Below are 22,845 nucleotides of genomic sequence, written 5' to 3' on the forward strand. Positions count from 1 at the left end.
GTAAGAGATGGCTTATTTCTTCGTTGTCTTATAGAAAAAAGTATAAGCGAGACCATCTGTATAATAACCTGTCAGAGATGGGTCGATCAAGTCCTGATTGGATGGGCTGAATAATGGGCAGATAACCGTATCTTCGGATACTAAAATCTTTTCTGCTTCCATCAACTGTTTCTGACGGCTTGCCTCATCTAGGTTCTTGTCAGATTCCTGAATCAGTTTATCATACTTCGCATTGCTCCACTTCACATCATTCTGTGCATTGCCGGTCTGGTACATCTTCAGCCAGCTGGTCGGATCATTGTAATCAGCGTACCACTGCATTCTTGCCATCTGCAGCTTACCGTTACGACGCTCATCAACGTATACTTCATATTCCATTGCCTCTAATTTTACATCTACTCCCAGTTTCTTCCACTGTGCCTGCAATACCTGTGCTACGTTTGCCTCATAACTCATTGCCGGATAAGTATATGTGATCGTTGGAAGGTCCTTGCCATCTTTGTAACCGGCCTCTGCCAAAAGCTCTTTTGCCTTTGCGAGATCTTCATCTAACAGATCTCCCTGTGCTTCGCCCCATTTCTTGCCATCGGCTTTGCTCTTGTAATTCTTGCCAACGAAACTGGTACCCGGCTCGCAAGCCGTACCAACGACTGCTGCAATATCTTTACGATTCAATGCCAGTGAAAATGCCTGACGTACTTTAACATCATCAAATGGTTTTTCATTAATATTGAATAAGATATAGTTTGTCTGTGGAACCTCTCGGATCGACAAGTCATCTTTGCCTTCATAAGATTCTGCGATCTCACTAGGTGCACCCTGCAGGATGTTGATCTCACCTGTCTGATATGCCGATGCTTTTGCCTGATCGTCATCCATAAACTTATCCGTAATCTTTAATACATTGGTGCTCTTTGCATCACGGTAATATTTATTCTTCTCAAAAGATACGTGATCTCCGTCCACATGCTCAGACAAATGATATGGTCCATTACCTAAGTTCTGTTCCGGATTCATATCCCAATCCTTATTATCATCTGTTGCATATTTGCAATTAGATGGCATATAGGTAGGCAGTTTACAAAGATCTAAGAAGTAAGAACATGGCTCTTCTAATGTAAACTTAATCGTCTTGTCGTCGATACACTCGATGCCGACATCTTTGAAGTCGCATTTTCCATTAAAGCACTTCTCTGCATTCTTAACAACGAACAAGAAGTCAACGTACCAAGAACCATTGTCCGGCTCAAGTGCTCTCTTCATCGTATTTTCGAAGTCAGCACTTGTAACATCCGATCCATCGGACCACTTCTCATCGTCTCTAATATAGAAAGTATACTCTGTCGCATCATCATTGACATCCCAATGATCTGCTGCCGCAGGTACGATCTTGCCTTCCTTATCGTAGTTTACAAAACCTTCGTAACAGTTCGTCTGTACGCTGAAGTACTCGTAAGCAGCAGCTCCTGCAGGGTCATACTCACCACTTTCCGGCTGTACCGCATTGATCAGTTCCGCAATTTCTCCTTTGTCATTGGTACTTGTTGCACTGTTTCCTCCACCACAGCCGGTAAGACTCCCTATCACCATTGCCGCTGTAAGTAGTGCCGCCATAATTTTCTTTGTCTTTCTCATAAGCGTTCCCTCCTTGTGTCTCAAACATTGTGTCAGTTGCATTCCCATTTACCCTAATCCATTCGCAGACAATGCACTTCGCACTATCTGATGCATGAGCGATGTTTCTAAAACATACTCATTATATCTAAAAGATCCTTAAAGATCTTTTAAGCAATAATTTGTTCAACAGTTTTGCCAACTGCCTTATACTGTGCCAAATTTTTTGGCGAATATAAGTTGCAGGCAACCTGTCTGTTATCATACATATATGTGTCCGGTTTTTTGGACTTACATTCCTCGGTTGCGTACTTACATCTTCCCGCAAACGGACATCCTTTTGGCGGATTGATCGGACTTGGTACCTCGCCCTCCAGGATGATTCGTTTCTTTTCTTTGGCCATCTTTGGATCAGCAATCGGTGCTGCAGAAATAAGTGCTCTCGTATACGGATGCAATGGTTTCTTGTAAACATCATCGGATGATCCAAGCTCTACCATATTTCCCAAATACATAACACCGATTTTATGGCTGATATGATGTACCATTTCCAGATCATGGGCAATGAAAAGATAGCTAAATCCTTTTTCACGCTGCAGCTTTTCAAGCAAGTTGATAACCTGTGCCTGAATTGATACATCCAACGCTGAGATCGGCTCATCACAAACGATAAACTCCGGACGAAGTGCTAATGTTCTGGCAATACCGATACGCTGTCTCTGTCCACCGGAAAACTCATGTGGATATCGTCTGATGTGATCCGGTTTTAATCCAACTGTCTCGATCAACTCCTGTACGATAACTTTACGTTCGTGTGCGGTACCCATATTGTGAATGATCATTGGCTCTTCAATAATCTCTCCAACGGTAAATCTTGGATTTAAGGATGCATAAGGATCCTGAAAGATCATCTGCATCTTTTTGCGATAAGGAAACATTTTACGGTTACTAAGCCCGGTAATGTCAACTCCATCAAAAATAATCTGACCACTCGTTGGTTCATGTACCTTTAGGATCGTACGTCCCATGGAACTTTTACCGCAGCCGGATTCTCCGACAATACCGAGTGTCTCGCCACGTTCCAGCTTAAAAGAAACTCCATTCACCGCATGTACTTTTTGGCCGTGTGCTGCGGGAAAGTGCTTCGTTAAATTTTTTACCTCTAATAATGGTGTTGGTTCGTTACTCATGTGCATCCTCTCCCTTCATCACTTCCTGCCAGCGCTCCTTGCAGTGAAGCCAGCATTTGCATTTATGTGTCTCGCCAAATTCTGTCACAAGCGGTGTTGCCTTTGTACAGATTTCCATTGCCTCGCTGCATCGGGAAGCAAACGGACACTGATCACCAAGTTTTAACAGATCCGGCGGTGTACCGGGAATTGGCTTAAGTGGTTCTCTATGATCTGCATTGGAATTAGCAATACTATTTAACAGGCCTTTTGTATAAGGATGTTTTGGATCATAAAAGATTTCATCCGTCGTTCCTTCTTCCATAATATTACCACCATACATAATACTGATACGGTCACATAAGGAAGCAACTACGCCAAGATCATGTGTTATGATAATAACACCGGCATCACTTTCCTCGGTAATCTTGCGAAGCAGATCCAAAATCTGCGCCTGCACGGTTACGTCCAATGCTGTGGTCGGCTCATCCGCCACGATCAGCTTCGGATTACAGACCAGTGCGATCGCAATAATAATACGCTGTCTCATACCACCGGAAAACTCAAACGGATACTGTTTCAATCTGGATTCCGGTGCCGGAATACCTACCATTTTCATCAGTTCTATGGCACGCTCTCTAGCTTCCTGCTTGCTGCATTTATCATGTGCCCGTATCCCCTCTGTCATCTGCTTTTCGATCGTTACGATCGGATTTAAGTATGACATAGGATCCTGAAAGATCATGCTGATATCGTTGCCCCGAATCGCGTTCATCTTCTTTTCATATTCTTTTTTCTCTTTCTTTGTCTTATACTTAACCGGAGAAATGTCTTCTCCGTCGAAGATCATTTCTCCGGCGGTTACGGTACCATTCGGTGCCAGTAGTCCCATCAGTGAAAGCATTCCCACACTCTTACCTGAACCGGACTCTCCTACGATTCCAAGGACTTCTCCTTTGTCAACGGTATAATCTATTCCCCGCAGTGCCTTTACTACGCCCTGCTCTGTCTGAAACTCTGTCTCTAATCCTCTGATCTCTAACAAACTCATATCCATCACCATGCCTTTCTCTCGTTTTTCTTCGCCGTCCAATGCTGTCCAAAATCTCGGACACGTTATATACTGTCCAACATATAGGACACCAGACAAATTGCTTAACGTTTTCTCTTAGGATCCAACGCCTTTTCTAATCCCTCACCAACGAAGTTGAACGAGAAGATCGTGATACAAATTGCAATCATTGGATATACCGTCTGCATCGGATATGTCATGATCAACTGTCTTGCATCCTGTGCTAAAGTACCCCAGCTTGCCATCGGTGCGGAAATGCCGACACCTAAGAAACTCAGCCAAGCCTCGGTAAAGATTGCCTGCGGCACCATCAAAGTTACCGTAACAATGATCTGTCCCATCGTATTGATCAGCAAATGTTTAATCAGGATACGACTTGGGCTTGCACCTAACACAAACGCTGCCATCGTAAATTCCTGTTCTTTCAAACTCTTGACCTGCTGCCTTACGATACGCGCCATATCAATCCAACAGGTGATCGATATACCAAGCATGATACTAATCACGCTTGCCCCAAAGATCAACATGATCAATACAATGTAAAGCATTGCCGGTACCGAATAAATAATATCTACGATTCTCATCATGACCATGTCGACCTTACCACCAACATATCCTGCGATACCACCATAGATCGTACCGACGATCAGATTGATCACGGCTGCCAAACAACCAACTGCTAAGCTGATCCTTGCACCGAATAAGATTCGTACAAAAATGTCTCTTCCCATTCGATCAGTACCAAACCAATGATCCATGCTGGGACTTGCATTTCTCAGTGACATATTCTGTTCGGCATAAGAATATTTACACATCATCGGTCCGAAAATCGCCATCAATACAACAATGATCAAAATGATCGCCCCGGCTACAGCTCTCTTATTTCCGGTAAAATCATGCCATACCGACTGAAGGAACGTTCTGCTCTCTACAGCAATAAACTCGTCGTTTTTTTCATCATCATCTAATTTACGAAATAATTTTGTTTCCATGACATCCATACGCGTTCCCTCCTTTACAATGTTTTGCGAACTCTAGGATCAACAACCGCACAGATCAGATCGGATAACAAGTTACATATAATAATGATCGCTCCGATAAAGATCGTAATTCCCATAACCACCGTATAATCATGGTTGGTGATCGCTGATACGAATTCTTTACCAATACCCGGTATTGTGTAGATCTGTTCGATAACGACGCTACCTGTTAATAAGAATGCAATCATCGGTCCCATATAGGTAATGACCGGAAGCATCGCATTTTTAAGAATGTGCCGGAACAATAATGTCCGTTTGCTGATTCCCTTCGCCTTTGCCATCGTTATGTAATCCTGCTTAACAACTTCTTCATAACTATTCTGTGTCTGTCTGGCAACTGCTGAGATCGGATACAATCCCTGGCGATAGCCGGAAGCACATAATGCATTGGTGTTGTAAGACCAAGCACGGGGAACATCTTCAGTTCTACACCGAATATAATAAGAAGAAGCAATGCTACGATAAAGTTTGGAACACTGACACCAAAGGTCAATGCCGATAGCCAAACACCTTTTACTGCGTTACTCTTCGCTCGTGCCATCAGTATTCCCGAACTGACACCAACCACTAATACTAATACAAAAGTTACAATACCAAGCTGCAACGTTGGCATCATTGTCTGTGCGATGATCTCATTTACGGATTTACCAACCTTCTTATAAGAGGTTCCCATATCGCCATGCAGCAAGTTCTTACAATATATAATGAACTGTTCTACCGGCGGTTTGTCTAATCCATAAGTTGCTTCCATCTTTTTCAATACATCACCAGATATATTTTTGGACTGTAACGGACTTCCCGGCATAACCTTGGTCATTGCGAATGTGATCGCGATCAATACGAATAAGGTTAATATACCGAGCAGCACACGCTTTATTATGTATTTGACCATATACATCCACTCCTTTCTTTTGCAAAAAGAAAACGGCAAAGGGACTTTTTTGTCAGCGCCTTTGCCGTTATGATCTTACTATTAAATTTTTGCTTTGCATCTCTCACACAAGCACATTTTTATCATTTATCCAAAGCGGTGTCAACAAAAACTGACGTTTTTTGTAATTTTTACAAACAAACTTGTTCAGATTCCAAATTTTACGTAATTTTTTCAAATGGATTGACTTTTTTACAAACTTCTCTTATTCTTTCCCATATGATTTGCTATTGACTGAATTAATATGTTAATCAATCCAATATAATATACATTTGGATTTCACGAAAATGTATCCGCTGCTCATGCAAGTGGATATAAGGAATGGAGGCTTATTATGAAAGTTGTAGTTATCCCGGAGCCGGTGCTTCAGCCGGACATTACAAAAGAAGATATGGACTTAAAGTGGAACCTGTTAAAAGAATTACCGGAAGTCGATGAGCTGGTAATCAAGCATTTTGACGGCTATCCCAGCAATGAAGAACTTCATCCCGTCATCGCAGATGCCGACGCTGCTATCGGCGTGTGGGTCAACGGCAGCAATATAAATGAAGAATTCTTAAGCAAACATCCTAATCTCAAATATGTTGCAACACTTGGTCATGGTTTTGGCGAATTTGATGTTCCTATGACAAAGGAAAAGGGGATGGTGATCACCAACACCATCTATGGTGCACAGACTATTGCGGAATATGCATGGGCACTTCTTATGGAAGTATGTCATCACGTGGATCTTCATTCCAAAGATGTCAAACGTGTTGATTGGGCACATGCCACCAATGAAGATTATGAAACCTTTGGCCGTGTATTAACACCGCAGATTGAATTGTACGGTAAAACGTGTGGTATCTTTGGTCTGGGAGCGATTGGTTTTGCCTTTGCCAAGATGGCGCAGGGATTTGGCATGCGTGTGATCAGCTACTCCCGTCACAAAAAGACAGATCCGAAATATGACTTTATTGAGCAGGTTGATTTCGATACGCTGTTAGCGGAAAGTGATGTTATTTCCATTCATGCACCACTAACACCTTCCACGGAGGATACGTTTGATGCTGATGCCTTTGCCAAGATGAAGGATGGTACGATCCTGATCAATACAGCACGCGGTGGCTTGATCGTCGAGGAAGCTTTGGTCGATGCTCTGCAATCCGGCAAAGTATACGGCGCCGGTTTGGACGTAATACGGGATGAACCTCCAAAGGGAGACAATCCTCTGCTGCATCAGGACAATGCTGCAATTACAGCTCATATTGCATGGCTCACTCGCGCGTCACGCTTGCGTGCTATTGATATTGCCATTGATAATTTTAAGGCATATCTACGCGGAGAACCTGTATCCGTGATCAATAAATAAACACCCTTATCACAAAGCATAGAAACAGCTAACAGGGGATGTGGCATAAATGCCACATCCCCTGTTAAATAATCTTATTATTCCGTTTACAAGCTCATGAATTATGCTTCTGCTGTCTCTTCTGCAGCAGCTTCCTCTTCATCCTCTACAGTATCATTCCGACCTGCTACAACACTTACAACCGGTGCATCCAAACTCGTCTGAATATCAACCTTTCCGTCCTTTGCAATCGCAAGATCGCCGACAGTAAGTACATCTCCAATGTGCATACCAGTGCAGTCAATCTCAATCTTCTCAACCAGATTTTCTGGTGTGGCTTTATATGCGATCTCCTCCAGATGCTGCTCCAAAATACCTTCTGGAACTTTCTCCTTATTATGCAAAATTACCTCTGCAACAGAATGTACTTTTTCACCTTTGACCAAAGCCTGAAAATCCATTTCCAAAATCTGATGATCCAGCGCATTAAAATCTAACTCTTTGATCAATACATCATAAGTCGTGCCTTCCAGCTCTAAGTACAACTGACTTCCTTTCATGCACTCTCTCTGAATACGATCAGCTTCGCCCTTTTCAATCTGCAACGGTATTGAGCCTTCAAATTCCTTGCCAAACAGATTGCCTGTCACATAGCCCTCTCTTCTGAGTTTCTTTGCCTTAGTTTCCATGTTTCTTCTTTGTACTTTTAAAGTAGTCATTTGTCTGTTCCTCCATTCATACAAATCGATAACATAGGGAAGTTTGCGGAATGTCGATATTAAATTGGCGTTTCGTTTCTCATGTTATGTTTTTTAGTTGCAACTATGGTTTAGCACTTTTTTTCAAATTTGTCAAATCTGACCAGGCAAATTCTCTCATATTCTCTCATACAGCATGCCACAGCCAAACATAATTTACTTCATTTTCCCTCTTGGTTGACTGTTTTTTTCATTTTTTGATTTCCAGCTTGCTTTTCTCGCCCTCTTGGTTGACTGTTTTCTCACTTTTTTGATTTCCAGCTTGTCTTTCTCGCCTAACTGGTTGACTGTTTTCTTCATTTTTCAATTTATGGCTTGCATATTTGACTTTTCACATATAATGATCTCTACAAATAAAAAGCACCCTCCAGAAAGACTAAATCCAAAGATTCATCTTCCAAAAAAGGTGCTTTTTAACTAACAAAGAACTGCTGTTCCGTTATTTTTTTATTCTTAAGATACTATTATTGTATTCCTTTGTCCGGTTGCAAAATGTGTAGTATTCTTTGACATAAAAAACAATCTATGAAGCGCATAGTAGTCTGCGTTATTAAATAACTGCACCGCGTTTCCATTTGCCGCTCTTTAATCGCCATGCATTGCAGACGCATCTTGCAAACCAGTCGATCGTCATGGCGATCCAAACGCCCCAGACACCAAGTCCCATCGGCTGCATCAAGCCACCGATCACATAGGCCAAACCAATTCTAAATACCCACATAATGATAATGGAGCTGACCATGACAAACTTGACATCACCTGCCGCACGCAAATTGATGGTAATGTCCACGCTGCCGGCCACATCACCATACAGCAGGCACTATGATACCAGATCAAAATACGAGCCAAGTGATCTGCCTCTGCAGACAGATTGTACCAGCTTGCAATCGTTGGTGTCATAAAGATGATGACGATATTCAATCCCCATAACATCACATATGCCCATTTCATTAACTTCCAAGAATACTCTTTCACCGATTGATAGTCGCCTGCGCCAACACACTGGCCTACAACAGTTGTAAGCGCTAATCCCATTGCCGCAGCCGGAATTGTGGCTAACAGCTCGATCGTACTTCCGGTCGCATTGGCTGCGATCGCCGCCGTCCCGTAACTGGTGATCAAGCTCTGTGTAAACAGTTTGCCGATCTGGAACATACCATTATCAATACCACTCGGAATACCAATCCTTAGTATTTTGCCTATAATCTGACCGTCCCAGCCAAACCGAAAATACTTGTCGATATGAAGATCGTATTTTTCATTGCGCAGAATAAATACAACAACAATACCTGCTACCACGCGCGAGATCAGAGTACCGTATCCAACACCTGCGATCCCCATATTATAACCAAATACGAAGATTGCATTAAATAAAATATTCAAACCATTCATAATCGCAGATACAAACAAGGATATTGATGCCTTTCCCATTGATCGAAGCAAAGAAGATGCACCGTCATATACCGCAATAAAAGGAAAAGAGAAACCCGTAATAAAGAAATAAGTAACGGCCTGATCCATAACGGCCTGCTCAACCTTTCCATAAATTAATGTTAAGATCGCACGGTCAAATACGATACACACTGCCGATATGACAACGGATACGATCAGGCAGATCAGTACAAGCTGATTAGCAACAATCTGACCAGTCTTTTTCTTCTTGGCACCTAACGCCTGTGCCGCTACTACTGCGCCACCGGTTGCTAGTGCATTAAATATGTAGATCAACAAATTGCTGATCGTATTGACAAGGGATACACCGGATACTGCGGTATCCCCGGCACCCGACACCATGATCATGTCAGCCATGCCTACAGTAACTGCTAAAACTTGTTCAATAACTAATGGCAAAACTAATGCAATCAGATATTTTTTGTCAAACTGAACTCGTGCTGTCGTCTCTTGCATATTCATTCCTCCATTCTTAAGAAATGTACTCTCGGAGTCTTCTCAAAACGAGTTATTTCGGCTGCATTTTTATGAAACGATTCCGAAACTACATATATCTTGTGTTCTGATAATTGCTAATTGTAAGTAGGCACTCATAAAAAGTCAAACGTTTTGGAAAAAATGCCAAAAAAATGTAAATATTGAAAAAAAAATGGATTTTTTTTGTAATTTTTACATTGCTTTTCTATCTTAATCGTATTAGAATGCAGGGCATAGCAGTCATAAGCAAATCAAAGCATGACCTCACACAGAACACGTTGACCCAGAATTTATGACTAAAAAGGAGTGTTGATTATGCAGAAATATGTAGAATTACTTAGAGAGCCAATGCAGGTAAAACCAGAAAGTTTACGAGCAGCCCGCCAGAAGAGCAGCTCTACACCACCTCATGTGTACCGTCTCAATTATAACGAAAGTCCTTATGGTTTGGGACCGGCATCACAGGCCGCATTAGAGGAAGCAATAAAAACTCCTTATGTGTATCCGGATTGGTTCTCTGTAGAACTTAAAACGAATCTTGCCGAATTGTATGGCCTTAAATTTGAAAATATCGCCGTTGGTCCCGGATCCAGTGCAATGATCAATATGCTTGGAGAACTTTTCATTAATCCAGGTGATGAATTCGTATTTGGTGATCCAAGTTATGAGGCATTTCGTGATGTTGCCAATGATTATGGTGCCGTTCCGGTCGCTGTTCCTTTGGATGATGATATGAACTATGACTTAGACGCTATGTTGGCAGCTATTACTGACAAAACGAAGATCTTAGTTGTCGTAAATCCTAACAATCCAACCGGAACTTTCATCGACTCTGCTAAGCTGGAAGCATTCATCCGTAAGGTTCCAAAGCATGTCATTACTGTAATTGATGAAGCATATATGGAATTTGTCGATGACCCAAATAGTTACAGTATGATGAAGCTGATCAAAGAAGAAATCGACCAGCCACTCATTATCATGAGAACATTTTCTAAGATCTACGGTATGGCAGGACTTCGCGTCGGCTATGTGATCACAAGTCCGGATATGACGGATCATTTCGGTAAATCCAGCAATGCCTGGAATGTAAGCTTCATCGGTCAGAAAACTGCTGCTGCAGCTACGAAGGACCAGGAGCATATTTCTATGGTACACGACATCAATGCGAAGGAGCGTGAGAAAGTCACTAAGGCTCTCTGTGATCTTGGCTGCCGCGTTTATGATTCACAGGCTAATTTCATACTGTTTAAGGCTCCGATCGATACAATGGAAGTTTATACCAAATTGGAAGAGCAGGATGTGTTGATCGGTGTTCACGTAGGCATGAACCGTGTCAGCTTGGCAAACCGGAAATGAACGAAAAATTCTTAAAAATCATGAAAGAAATTCTCAAATAAAACTTAAAAACAATTGACATTATAAAAGCAGCTTGCAAGATATGATTTTATACCTTGCAAGCTGCTTTTAATTCTTTCGTAAAAGAAGCTTTGCCGTTCAGCTTATCTTTGATGGTTATATAATCACACCGTTCGGCTAAGTCAATCGTTCAACGTCATTACATTATGCAGTAAATAACAGCGAATGATCAATGCCATCTCTTCTGCCGTAGCAAAATCCGGCAGTCCCAGTAACTGTTCTGCTTTGCGAATGCGATAGCGCACTGTATTACTATGCTGAAACAACTCCTCCGACGTCTTTGCAAAATCACCATTATTTTTGACATAAGAAATAACGGTTTCCAATAAATTGACATCATGAGATGCATCATACTTTTGCAAAATGGATACGCTTTCCTCTACCTCATGGTATAGCATCGGATTATTTACAAGCGACATAACATATTTGTAAATTCCGATCTGGGAATACGCCGTATCCGTCTGCTCGAAAAACTGTCCGACGATATTTGCATTTTTTGATTTAATGATAGCCTCATTCAAGCGATCTAATGGCAAAATTTCATCACAAATACCAATATGATACGACTCAGGTAAAAAACCCGCCTCTACCAATATATCATTAATATGATGCAGCATATTCTGATAATCCTCCGGTATATTATCTTCCTGATAAGAACAGATCAGCATAATGCCATGCCCCATCTTTACAAAAGAATAATCGTGTACTTTTGTGTCACGATACTGACGGTACATTAACTTGTCAAAATATGTATGGATCTTCAAGTTGTTCGACATATCCCTCGATGTAATATTGGCCGTAATAATACTCGGATGAAAGTGCGGATTGATCTCCAATGCAATTTTTTCTACGGTAGACGGTTTATGTTTTTCGTTCACAATAGAATTTAATTTTTCCTCTGCAATAACATACTGCGCACGCGTCTTCATCGACTCATTGATACATATGATCAGATCTTCCATAAATTGCTCATAAAAAGAAAACAACGGTACATGATACAATTTCGCTAACTTGATAATATCTTCCGGCAGTTCCCGATCCGGCGGAATCTTAATTGCAATACCGGATACCTGCTTTTGGATCAAGGTACGGAGTGTCCCATTGACCAATTCCGGATCAGAATCAGCAAAGAAATAGGATAACAGTACAAAATATCCATAACCATATCCTTCATAATCGATCCGGCTGCTCTCATACTCCAAAATAACCGTCGCATTCACTAAATTATTAAGGTATTTTTCCCCACATATTATCTTAAAGTCCTTAAATAGGGACAGTTCCAAAATCTCGCTAATCTGAATCATAACTATCCTCCACGCCTATACAATCTTATACTTCCAATCATTAGGCATATCTGTGCATTGCGAATCATATTCGCATTTTGTCCGCCTTGGTGTCATTTTGAAAATATTATACCTTGGGTTAATATGCTTTGCAATGCCGAAATACTAACATAGAGATGATCGCCGTCAATCCTTCTGCAATCCAAAACGCATGCCATACTCCCGTCGCTCCTATTGCGTAACTCAACAACATCGCTGCCGGAATAATGATCACAATATAACGGCACAACGAGATTACTAACGATTGCATTCCTTTCCCTAATCCTTCTAATGCCCCGGAGGCTGTCACAGAGATCGCAGATGTTAGAAATCCTGCACTGATCAATCGAAGTGCTGTTTCTCCAACACGGATCGTCTCCGGAGTATGCGTAAACAGTCCCATTAAAGTTGCCGGGATCGTCATGCAGATCACCGTTCCACCTAACATGATCAAACCATTCATTACAAGAACAAGTTCAAAGATCTTTTTCACACGCTTGTGTTCTCCCGCACCGTAATTATAACCGATCAGCGGACGCATCCCTTGGATAATGCCATTCGCCGGCAGATATAAAAATGTCTGCAGCTTATAATAGATCCCAAGTACTAAAATATAGGCTTCGGAATACACTGCCAAAATTGCATTCAGTGCAGAGATCAACACGGAAGACAACGCCATATTTAAAGTCGCAGGAATGCCGATCGCGTACAACTTTCCGACCATATGTTTATCCGGCCGTAAATAACTTCTTCTCACATGTACCGACAATGGCCGTATTTTACAGATTACGAAATAAACGCACAGCGTTAATACCTGTCCGATCCCCGTAGCAAGCGCAGCACCTCTGATCCCCATTTTCGGAAAAAATCCCAGTCCAAAAATCAGGACAGGATCTAATGCAATATTGGTGCAGCAGCCGATCAGCAAACTGATCATTGTCACTTTCATACGCCCCACTGCCTGAAAGATCTTCTCAAATGCCATGCTGAGCGAGACGACCAAAGCAAAAGAAAATGCAATATCGGAATACTGTATTCCTAAAGCTGCAACCGCTTCTGATCCGGTAAATAAACGCAGAAAAAACGGCATGATCTCAATACTAACTATGGTCAAAAGCACACCGTGCACTGCCGACAAAAGCAGTCCCTGCGTCGTTGCCATATCTGCTTTTTCATAATCCTTTGCACCCAAATAAAAACTGATAACCGCATTCATTCCAACGCCAAAACCAATACCGGCAGCATTGATAAAATTCTGTACCGGAAATACGAGTGATAGTGCCGTCATCGCGTCTTCACTGATCTTAGCGACAAAATAACTATCCACAATATTATATAAAGAATTGACAAGCATCGATATCACCATGGGAAATGCCATCGATACCAACAATGAAAATACCGGTTTTTCTTTCATAAATGTTTCATTCATAACAAAATGAGTCCTTTCTGTTATAAAGAGTAACGCTCACAGCGCCTGACTCATTATAACAGAAGGACTCCTAAAAATCATCTGTTTCTAAGGTATCTTCTCAAATTTTACCGTATCATGATACGAAATTCACAACATTATTTCGTCTTTGCTGAAATAACACCGGACCACTTGCCAATATTTTTTCCATTTTTACTGACAGCACAAATCTTAAGATAGTATTTCTTAGATTTTTTCAATTTCTTAATGGTCTTTTTGGCGCTTGTCACCTTGATAACCTTCGTTCCCTTTACGGCTTTGAGTTTTCCGTTCTTTATCTTGGACAGTTTCTTTTTGCTTGTACTGTACGCAATACGATAGGTCACATTTTTCTGACTCTTCCAGCGAAGTGATAATGCCTTTTTCAGCTTCTTCACTTTGATCTTTGTAACCTTCTTCGGAGCTTTAGCAGTCTGTTTTGTGCCCGGATTTTTCCCGGCATTATTTATGCTGCCACCGTTATTACCGGTATTATTGTTTCCAGTATTTCCAGTGTTATTTCCGGTATTGTTTCCAGTATTACTGCCACTATTATTTCCACCGTTGTTATCATCTTCTTTCGGCGGATTCAAAATTGCTTCATCCTCATCGACCGGATCAGCTGCAAGCTCTCCGTCTGTCACCACCGGATCAACTTTTTCATAAGAAACCTGATCCATATCAAATGTCTGATCCCTGTACTCCTTACCAACAGTCATGCTGTCATCCGTATTGCTGACCGGTACCAATGTGTAACGATAGTCATACACTTTGTTGTTTTTCACCAAGTATGGATCTAACGTATCAAATCCACAAGACGCATTACCTGTTCCGCTGACTGCAGCATCGACAGTGACAAATGTTTTGGTAAGTGGCTTTAACTCGTTGACATGTTTTGCTTTGTCGAGCTGCTCTGTCATGAAATGTAAAGCAGATGCATTGACATCCTCATTGCCACAGATCAACATTCCGATTCCATTTGTTTCATTGTCAAGACGGATCCATTTCACACCTGTCAGATTTCCACAATCTTGAGGTTTTGCAAATGGATAGAACATCTTATTAACCGTAGAAGTATATGCTCCTACCCTCGTATAAGTCTGTCTGTCACAGTAACTTTCATCATCACCATTTCCATACCAAGAGACATTTTCTGTCCCTTTCGCAAGCGACAATCGTGTTCCAACTTTAATAAACTTCTTGACTTTTGTTTTCGTAAAGTCGAGTTTCATACGTACCGTTACCGCCCCAGTATCTTCGATCAAATAACTCATTTCTATCGTTCCCGGAGTCTTTGTTTTGCTGTCCAACAGATAGGAAGAATTCCATTTCGTGGTAAGCATATAATTACCATCTGCACTCTTTCCCACCGTTGGTTCGCCATCTAATGTCAGATAACTCATTATATCCTTGAAATGAGAAGAATCATTGTCAAGCTTTGCTCTGGAAATATTAGGTTTCGGACCTTCCTTCATGAGCAATTGGTCTTTGTAATAATAGGACTCCAGTAATCCCGTATCCAAATTCAATTTGAACCGAAAGTCTTTGCCGGATACTATAAAATAATGGCTCTGCTTCTTGATCTGCACATTCTTTCCATTCAAAGTATGTGCCACTTTTGTACTTTTAGCATCAATGGTGAATTGCGCATATGCAACTTCGTAACCTGCCTTCGCCCAGTCTGAATCTTCTTTTGTCTTTACATGAATATTAAGATAATAATCTGCACCAGACTTAAGCTGTTCCGGCATCACATAAGGAACCGTGATCTTTTTCTCCTCTTTCGGAAGAACTTCATCATTCAGTGTTCCCTGTGAAATGATCCGGTCATTTTCCTGCAATTCCCATGTCACATCATACTCGGACAATTTTGCAGAAATACTTTCGTTGCTTACCGTTAATTCATTATTTGTCAACTTATCCTGATCGGATTTAAACCAAAAGCTCTGGTATTGATATTTCACTTCCTTCAACTCTGGCTGTGGGTCGCGATCTGCAGACACAAGACCATTTTGGCAGAAGTTTTCGTCTCCACCGGTGTCGCCCCAGTCACCACCGTATCCCAGGAAGTATCCATCTAACTGATTCAAACCGCTCTGATGAGCATCTTTACTGCTATAATAATTCCAATCTTTTTCTCCGATCTTGACTTTTCTGGACTGATCTACCCAATCCCAAATAAAGCCTCCAAGCATACTATCATATTTGCGGATAACATCCCAATAATCGCTTAAATTGCCGACCGCATTACCCATTGCATGATCATACTCATTCAGCAAGAACGGCATTTGACTCTTACTTGTACCATAACCGATAATGCTGTCCGGTGTATAATACATATGACTTATCATATCAATTGCCGTAGAGCCTTTGTCTCCACCACTCATACCTTCATAGTGAAGCATTCTGCTATCGTCGCGATCCTTAAAATACTGCACCATATGTGCAAATGCGCCGTTAGCATAATTACCATCTCTTTGTGTCCATCCTTGAGAGCTTTCGTTACCAATAGACCAAAACAAGTTGCTTGTCGTATTCTTAAATCTTTCGTACGAAGCAGTCTGTCTTGTCATTGCAGCCTTTTCAAGTGTTGCTATTGCATCCTCATCTGTGATCAAAGCATGCGATTCATTATTCGATTCGCACATTAGATACAGTCCATATTTATCGCATAGATAATACATATAATCATCATTTGGATAATGCGATGTACGGATTGCATTGATATTATTCTGTTTCATCAACATAATATCTTTTTCATACACCTTTTTGGAAATATATTTGCCGGTTTCCGGATCGGTGTCATGTCGATTCACGCCTTTGATAAGAAGTCGTTTCCCATTTAATTTAACGGTATCATAATGGTCGGTTGCATTGTTATACTTTCCATCATTTGTCACTTTTGTCGATGTAAAAGTCAATTTACGAAATCCTACATTTTGACTCACACTTTCGTAATGAAGTTTGGAGCTTTTATCATACAAAGATAATACCATTGTATACAGGTTTGGATGATCACTGTCCCAAAGTTTTGGATCTGTAATCTGCATCTGCAGTGACGTCTCCGTCTGTTTACCGGATGCGATTGCTGCAATATCTTCCTGCGTTGTAGCACATAAATTTCCCTGATCATCATACAAATTAAGCTGCGCGGCCATGTTCGATGATTCTGTTGCAGAATCATTGATCGTCTGCATTTTCACTTTAAGATCAGCTGTAGAATAATCGTCTGACAAATCTGTCGCTAATGTATAGTCCTGTACATGCACTGTAGGTGTACTTGTCAAATATACATCGCGGAAGATTCCGCCATCATAGATCATGTCTTGATCTTCCATCCATGTTCCATCGCAGAACTTATATACCTTTACGGCAAGTACATTCTCCTTACCCGGATCATTCAATGCATCTGTAATATCAAATGTGTGTGGATCATAACTATCCTCACTATAACCGATTTCCTTTCCATTAATATATAGATAATATGCCGACTCTACTCCACCTAAAGTAATATAAACCTTTCCATTCTTTTGCAGCATAGAATCTTTCACCGTGAAAGTTTTACGATAAAGACCCACGGGATTTTTCTTCGTTGGTGCCAATGGAAACTCTGTACTTTCTTCAAATGGCATCGCTGAATTCGTATAGATTGAGTGATCGAATCCATAGCTTGTCCAGCTGGCCGGAAGAGTAACCTTTTTCCATCCATCTTTCGCATCCATCTTATAGTTCGTATTTTGAAATGCACCGGCTGCTTCTGCTTTTGCCGGATTATCAAATACGGTCAGATCCCAGTCCTGTCCTTCTCCGGTAAGTAACTGGTAATACGACGACTTGTCTCTTGCATAATCTTTGGCACCGGCATATGCAGATGCAATATCTGCATACGGAACCAAATTAGAACTATCCGGCAATGTATTCACCGAAGTAATATCTAAATTATTATCCTCTCCTGTCCATTCTCTGCCGGTAAGAGATTTTCTCGTAATCTTAGCTGCCGTAGAATCCGGCAGTTTTCCGTAATCAAATGCCTCACTCTTAAACTCTGTATCCGCCGCCTTTGCCTTATGTGGTAATGCAATCGACAATTGTGTCGGTAAACTGCTAAGCATCAGAGATATTGCAAGTACACCAGTGCCTATTCGCTTTCCCCATATTTTTTTCATCCTAATCCTCCATTCTGACATACATCATCTTATATATCTGCAAACGCCCGACTAAATAGCCGGGCTTGTTTGCAATTTATTTCTATTTTCGTGTTACACTATACTACCTTGATCGTTACCTTCGCTTGTTTCTTTCCAATCTTAATTTTCAGAACACTTTTGCCTTTCTTAACACCCTTTACTTTAATCGTACAAGTCTTTTTCCCTAAGGTTTTCTTCAGTACTTTAGCCTTGTTTTTTCCAGATAATTTTACACTCTTGATCTTATCTGTTGTTTTCGTATTTTTGAGTGCTGTTGTCAGCTTAAATGTTACTTTCTTGGTTTTTCCTTTTTTGATCACAACTGTTTTTTTCGTTGCTTTGATCTTCTTTACAACATTTGCTTTATTTGTTTTTTTAGAAATTGGAATAACCTTTTTGCTGTTGGTGTCAGGTGTTGCCGTTGGTGTTGCTGTATTCCCAGGTGTCGGTGCAGGTGTTTCTTGTGGTGTTGTCGGAACCGGAGTCGGTGTAACATCAACAATTGGTACTACCGGAGCTGCCTTCACCTCGTCGGATGCACTATATGCATAGCAAGCCTTAAAGTTTACATGAATCTTCTTTGTATTTGCGATGTCTTCCTGCTTTGCCTCTCCCAGTTGGAATACAAGCTGGATAGACGCCGCACTAATATCAGCACTTGAAATCGTCTTTCCAATTCCATCGGTCTCACTAGCAAAATCAAGTATTGCTTCATAAGTACCACTCTGGTCAATGGTTACCCCTGTTGGCTTACCAGATGCCCATCCTCCGATACCTGTTGCCCAAGTAAGCGGATATGCTTTATCCAAATCATAATTTGTAATGTCAAACACTACTTTTACTTTCGCAGTATCATCCGGTAACTGTGCATCGTCCAAAATATTTTTTTCTCCATCAAATTTTGAAAATAATTTGACCCAATGCTTGCCATTGTCTTTTTCATAGCTGCTTAACTCCTCTTCGTCAGATACCCTCGCCAGATCAAAACTGGTTTCGTGAACTGTTCCATCCTCACTCTGTGCAAACGGAATCTGTGTTTCTGACGCATGCACGGTCTTTACCACAGTAGCTGCCGGTATCGTCAGTGCTACAGCAAGCAGACCTGCCAAAATCATTTTGTGTGTTTTTTGTAATCTCATATTTTTTCCTCCTTTTAGCGGCTGAATTTTTTATAACCGCTTTTCTTTAATTTTTTCAGGTTCGCTCTTCGCACTGCTGCAGTTGAACCTTTTAATTTTATTTTGTGTTTACATCCTTTGTACGCATTTTTGGACACCTTTGTTAATTTTCCTTTTACAACAAATGTCTTGAGATTTTTCGCTTTTCGGAATGCATACTTTCCTATCTCTTTCACATTTTTTCCAAGAGTAACTTTGGAAGCCTTAATGCCCTGACACGCCTTCGTTCCAATTGCCGTAACACGATATTGATATGCTCCAATCTTGATCTTATCTGGTATAACCAAAGCAGCCGCTTTTTTGTACTTTTTATTCAAACCGGACAACTTAACAGTTCCGGCTTTTTTCATTGTTGCCGCCTTAGTCACTTGATAAACTCCAATATTCTTATTGACCTTTGTTCCCCTTTTCGGGCTGTTCGGACGATCCGCTTTCGGCGTTTGCTGCGGAGCAGCTGTAGGTTTTACGGTTGGCTGCACGGACGGTGTCTGTGTCGGTTTAACATTTGGACGTTTCGTCGGCTGAACATCCGGTTCTTTTTGTGTATGTTTAGCGCCTAAGATACCAACCATATCTACTGCCAGTGTTCCATCTAATACCTCTACAGTTACTACATGCTTTCCATAAGCAAGATCTGTTACTGCAACTGTCATATTCATATTAGCTGATTTTTGTGTTTCTTGTTTCGCCTGCTGATTTCCGTCGACAGTCATCTGCACAGTACAGGTCTTTTTCATCTCTCCTAAGATTTCTAATCCTGTTCCGGTAAAAGTATACGTAAGAGTTGCTCCATTGTCCGTATTTTTGGACACACTTCGCTGATATACATACATTCCCTGACCGTTCGTGTGCAGCCATTTGTCATTGTATTCAAGTTTTGTGTTTTTCTGTGCGGACAGATCATATTGTTCCATATTATCTAACAATTCCGTACAATACGGTACATAACCGTCCAGCTTTTTGACCTCCAGATTGTCAAACTGTGTATATACATTGGAACTTCCTAACGCTATTCGTCCTGCAGTGATAGGCTGTTCATCTGTATAACTGCCAACCAGCGTATAATTGACATATGCGTTAATCGTATTGCCTTTTCCTTCCAGCGTGATCGTATTCCACTGATTTGCTCCTGCATCAAACTGTGTTTTGGCATCACAGGTACCGGTCACAACTTTTTTGGCTTTACGATACAACTCCCATTTACCATCCGGATATAATTTGAATGTGTAACCGCTTGCAGATGTAATATTATGAGAACCACCCATTTCTCGTATTGCTACAGCCGCATAATTTTTAACATCTTCCCGTTCAAATAAAACATCCACAGAGGCTTTGTAATTTGTCCAGCGAAAATCTCCAATCAAGGTTACCGGAGCACCGGAATTCCAGCTGCCGCCCACACCGGTCTCTGTAATATCTGTCTGCTGACGCAGTACATGTTCACCAGACTGCGTCTTATATACTTCAAAGGCACCATTCATGGTATGCGTATAACGTGCCATTGCACCGGTATCACCACCACGAGACTGGATATAATCCTCCGTCTCACCGGTAAAACCACCTTTGCCATCAAGCACCGGAACCGTCTTCCCAGCATACTCAAAATCATCTGCATACAGATAATCACTTTCGACGTCCTGTTTACTTCCGGTACGATCCGTATCCAATACCACTCTTTCACCTTCGACAGGAAGAGCCTTCATATGCTCTTCATCGTCTGCAACTTGCAGCGTAGTAACTGTCACTGCAGAATATGGTTTAACCTTTACCGTATAGACTCCATTATCATCTGCTTTCGCTGTACCGATGCATTTCATATAATTTTCATTAAAAGCACCATCATCTGCCGCACGTGTTTCCCATATTTCCAAATTCTGATCTTCAGCAAGCTTCATATTCTCAGTTTGGATCTTATATTCCATTGGATATTCACTATCATTAACGATCATTGTCGAGAAATTGTCCTTGGCAGGAGATGCCAGTGTCATATAATTTTCTCCGCCGTTACGTCCATTTACCGGATTCGTTCCATCCGCAGTACATTTACTTGCCTGCGGTACAGCACGCCAGATTCCCGCTGTATTATCCTCATTTTCCCAGCCGGTTACTGCAAATTTGCTTATATGTGCAAGCATGAGTAATCCGGCATCATAATGGATCCAGCCTGACCACGGATCACGCGCGCTCACTAATTCCTTGAAGGAAAACTGTGCTCCCTCATAAAATGATCCAATTGCCGGCTGATAGATCACATGCGATCTTCTGGACTGTACAAAACCTTTGATAAATGTATTCGCCATTTCCAGTGCACTGCCGGTTCCTCCAAGACCTGTTCCCTCTGTCGTTGGATCTTTCACATTATTAGAAGGACGAAATGCTGAATTGGAAAATGTAGCCTGTGCCTCACTATTCCATACCTCTTTATCTTTGGTCTGTGCAAGCCATTTCATTCCACCATTGGAATCATCCCATGGACTGTAATGGTATCCAACAACATCTACCGAATTATAAAAATCACTGTCCGATTTCATGGACTCCACAACGCTATCAGACGCTGTTCCGGCTTCATCCGAAACAACTAATTTGATCTTATGATACAACGCAAGTGCTTTCTCATCCGGAATCGTTTCTTTGGTTTCTGCCGCGATCCATTTTGCAAACTTTTTGGTAAACGCTACATCGCTGTCCACATCCCATTTTTCATTGATATTTGGATTAATATAATCGACCATATAGCCGTACTTTTCATACGCGTCTAAAATTGTCTCTTTGTACCATTGATAAATCTTTTCATCTGTTTCTGCCCACACCGGAGCTTCCCAGCGCAATATACTCACTTTGATTTTAGGATTGATCTTCTTAGCATCAGCAGCTAACTGCCATCCTGGATTACGCAACACATTTGCCTTCTCTTTTTCTGTTCTCTTTGTGCAAGATTCCGGTCCTGTTGATGTATTACGATCATTTCCCATTTCCAATTTTACATGATTCATGATTGGATAATTACCGCCAAACAAATACTGCATAAGCTCCGCATATGCCTTTGGCTGCTCTGCCTTATAATCCATTAGCAGATCACTGGTAGAATTACCGCTAAGCATGCCAAAGCCTTTATAGGTAAGACCATTCACATTATTTACGGCGATATCATTTCCATTCAAAACAACATTACCCATTTTCGTTTCAGGCTGTGAAACATCCTGCTTCTCCGTTTCAGACTTCGCAGCCGCATAAGCCTTCCGCGTCGATGTACTGATCGACTGCACCGGTAAGCCACTCATCGTAAGTGCACATGCCAAAACAATGGCACCTATTCGGTTTCCCCATTTTTTTCTCATACCTTGCTCCTTCCGTATAAATTGTTATACTTACTACTCACAAGGTATTATAATCGTCATCCTTAATTCTTTACAATCTGAAATATTTTGCAAACCCTTAAAATATTAGTACAT

16 protein-coding genes are annotated in these 22,845 nt (G+C 41.3%); 2 read left to right on the plus strand and 14 right to left on the minus strand.

Annotation, left to right across the window (positions count from 1 at the left end):
- Nucleotides 1-12: 12 nt before the first annotated feature.
- The 6 genes from DW981_RS01650 to DW981_RS14950 form a co-directional block, all read right to left on the minus strand.
- Nucleotides 13-1,635, minus strand: coding sequence for a peptide ABC transporter substrate-binding protein (locus DW981_RS01650; RefSeq protein ID WP_182434075.1), 1,623 nt, complete (start codon nucleotides 1,633-1,635; stop codon nucleotides 13-15).
- A 149-nt stretch (nucleotides 1,636-1,784) separates the two neighbouring features.
- Entirely contained in the window at nucleotides 1,785-2,804 is a 1,020-nt protein-coding gene (locus DW981_RS01655) for a dipeptide ABC transporter ATP-binding protein (RefSeq protein ID WP_022025894.1), read from the minus strand.
- A complete protein-coding gene (locus DW981_RS01660; RefSeq protein WP_207663978.1) occupies nucleotides 2,797-3,840 on the minus strand; it encodes an ABC transporter ATP-binding protein in 1,044 nt (347 codons plus the stop codon). The genes DW981_RS01655 and DW981_RS01660 overlap by 8 nt, the downstream gene beginning before the upstream one ends.
- Nucleotides 3,841-3,938: 98 nt before the next feature.
- A complete protein-coding gene (locus DW981_RS01665) occupies nucleotides 3,939-4,856 on the minus strand; it encodes an ABC transporter permease (protein ID WP_118506546.1) in 918 nt (305 codons plus the stop codon).
- A 14-nt stretch (nucleotides 4,857-4,870) separates the two neighbouring features.
- On the minus strand, nucleotides 4,871-5,251 hold the full coding sequence (locus tag DW981_RS01670) for an ABC transporter permease (protein WP_182434076.1): 381 nt from the start codon (nucleotides 5,249-5,251) through the stop codon (nucleotides 4,871-4,873).
- Nucleotides 5,179-5,787 carry an ABC transporter permease gene (locus DW981_RS14950; protein ID WP_182434077.1) on the minus strand — a complete coding sequence of 203 codons (609 nt, stop codon included), beginning with the start codon at nucleotides 5,785-5,787 and terminating at the stop codon, nucleotides 5,179-5,181. The genes DW981_RS01670 and DW981_RS14950 overlap by 73 nt, the downstream gene beginning before the upstream one ends.
- A 373-nt stretch (nucleotides 5,788-6,160) precedes the next feature.
- On the opposite strand from DW981_RS14950, the gene DW981_RS01675 reads away from it, so the two are divergent.
- Entirely contained in the window at nucleotides 6,161-7,177 is a 1,017-nt protein-coding gene (locus DW981_RS01675; RefSeq protein ID WP_118506548.1) for an NAD(P)-dependent oxidoreductase, read from the plus strand.
- 101 nt (nucleotides 7,178-7,278) lie between these two features.
- Here DW981_RS01675 and DW981_RS01680 read toward each other — a convergent pair whose 3' ends face one another.
- From DW981_RS01680 to DW981_RS01685, 3 genes are all read right to left on the minus strand, one after another.
- Nucleotides 7,279-7,875 carry a 50S ribosomal protein L25 gene (locus DW981_RS01680; RefSeq protein WP_022025888.1) on the minus strand — a complete coding sequence of 199 codons (597 nt, stop codon included), beginning with the start codon at nucleotides 7,873-7,875 and terminating at the stop codon, nucleotides 7,279-7,281.
- 589 nt (nucleotides 7,876-8,464) lie between these two features.
- Nucleotides 8,465-8,635, minus strand: coding sequence for a hypothetical protein (locus DW981_RS14955; RefSeq protein ID WP_182434078.1), 171 nt, complete (start codon nucleotides 8,633-8,635; stop codon nucleotides 8,465-8,467).
- A complete protein-coding gene (locus DW981_RS01685) occupies nucleotides 8,602-9,822 on the minus strand; it encodes an MATE family efflux transporter (protein WP_182434079.1) in 1,221 nt (406 codons plus the stop codon). Before DW981_RS01685 ends, DW981_RS14955 begins: the two co-directional genes overlap by 34 nt.
- A 336-nt stretch (nucleotides 9,823-10,158) precedes the next feature.
- On the opposite strand from DW981_RS01685, the gene DW981_RS01690 reads away from it, so the two are divergent.
- Complete coding sequence (locus DW981_RS01690) at nucleotides 10,159-11,199, plus strand: histidinol-phosphate transaminase (RefSeq protein ID WP_118506550.1); 1,041 nt, start codon at nucleotides 10,159-10,161, stop codon at nucleotides 11,197-11,199.
- Nucleotides 11,200-11,381: 182 nt separating this feature from the next.
- On the opposite strand, the gene DW981_RS01695 is transcribed toward DW981_RS01690, so the two are convergent.
- The 5 genes from DW981_RS01695 to DW981_RS01715 form a co-directional block, all read right to left on the minus strand.
- Nucleotides 11,382-12,563, minus strand: coding sequence for a PucR family transcriptional regulator (locus DW981_RS01695; RefSeq protein ID WP_022024510.1), 1,182 nt, complete (start codon nucleotides 12,561-12,563; stop codon nucleotides 11,382-11,384).
- A 118-nt stretch (nucleotides 12,564-12,681) separates the two neighbouring features.
- Nucleotides 12,682-14,010, minus strand: coding sequence for an MATE family efflux transporter (locus DW981_RS01700; RefSeq protein WP_118506551.1), 1,329 nt, complete (start codon nucleotides 14,008-14,010; stop codon nucleotides 12,682-12,684).
- 137 nt (nucleotides 14,011-14,147) lie between these two features.
- Nucleotides 14,148-18,194 carry a glycoside hydrolase family 2 TIM barrel-domain containing protein gene (locus DW981_RS01705; protein ID WP_182434080.1) on the minus strand — a complete coding sequence of 1,349 codons (4,047 nt, stop codon included), beginning with the start codon at nucleotides 18,192-18,194 and terminating at the stop codon, nucleotides 14,148-14,150.
- A 98-nt stretch (nucleotides 18,195-18,292) separates the two neighbouring features.
- Complete coding sequence (locus DW981_RS14960; protein ID WP_182434081.1) at nucleotides 18,293-19,354, minus strand: hypothetical protein; 1,062 nt, start codon at nucleotides 19,352-19,354, stop codon at nucleotides 18,293-18,295.
- A 14-nt stretch (nucleotides 19,355-19,368) separates the two neighbouring features.
- Nucleotides 19,369-22,731, minus strand: coding sequence for a leucine-rich repeat protein (locus DW981_RS01715; RefSeq protein ID WP_118506553.1), 3,363 nt, complete (start codon nucleotides 22,729-22,731; stop codon nucleotides 19,369-19,371).
- Between the last annotated feature and the right edge of the window lie 114 nt (nucleotides 22,732-22,845).

The sequence above is a fragment of the Clostridium sp. AM49-4BH genome (genome assembly GCF_003478335.1).
Classification (GTDB): domain Bacteria; phylum Bacillota; class Clostridia; order Lachnospirales; family Lachnospiraceae; genus Butyribacter.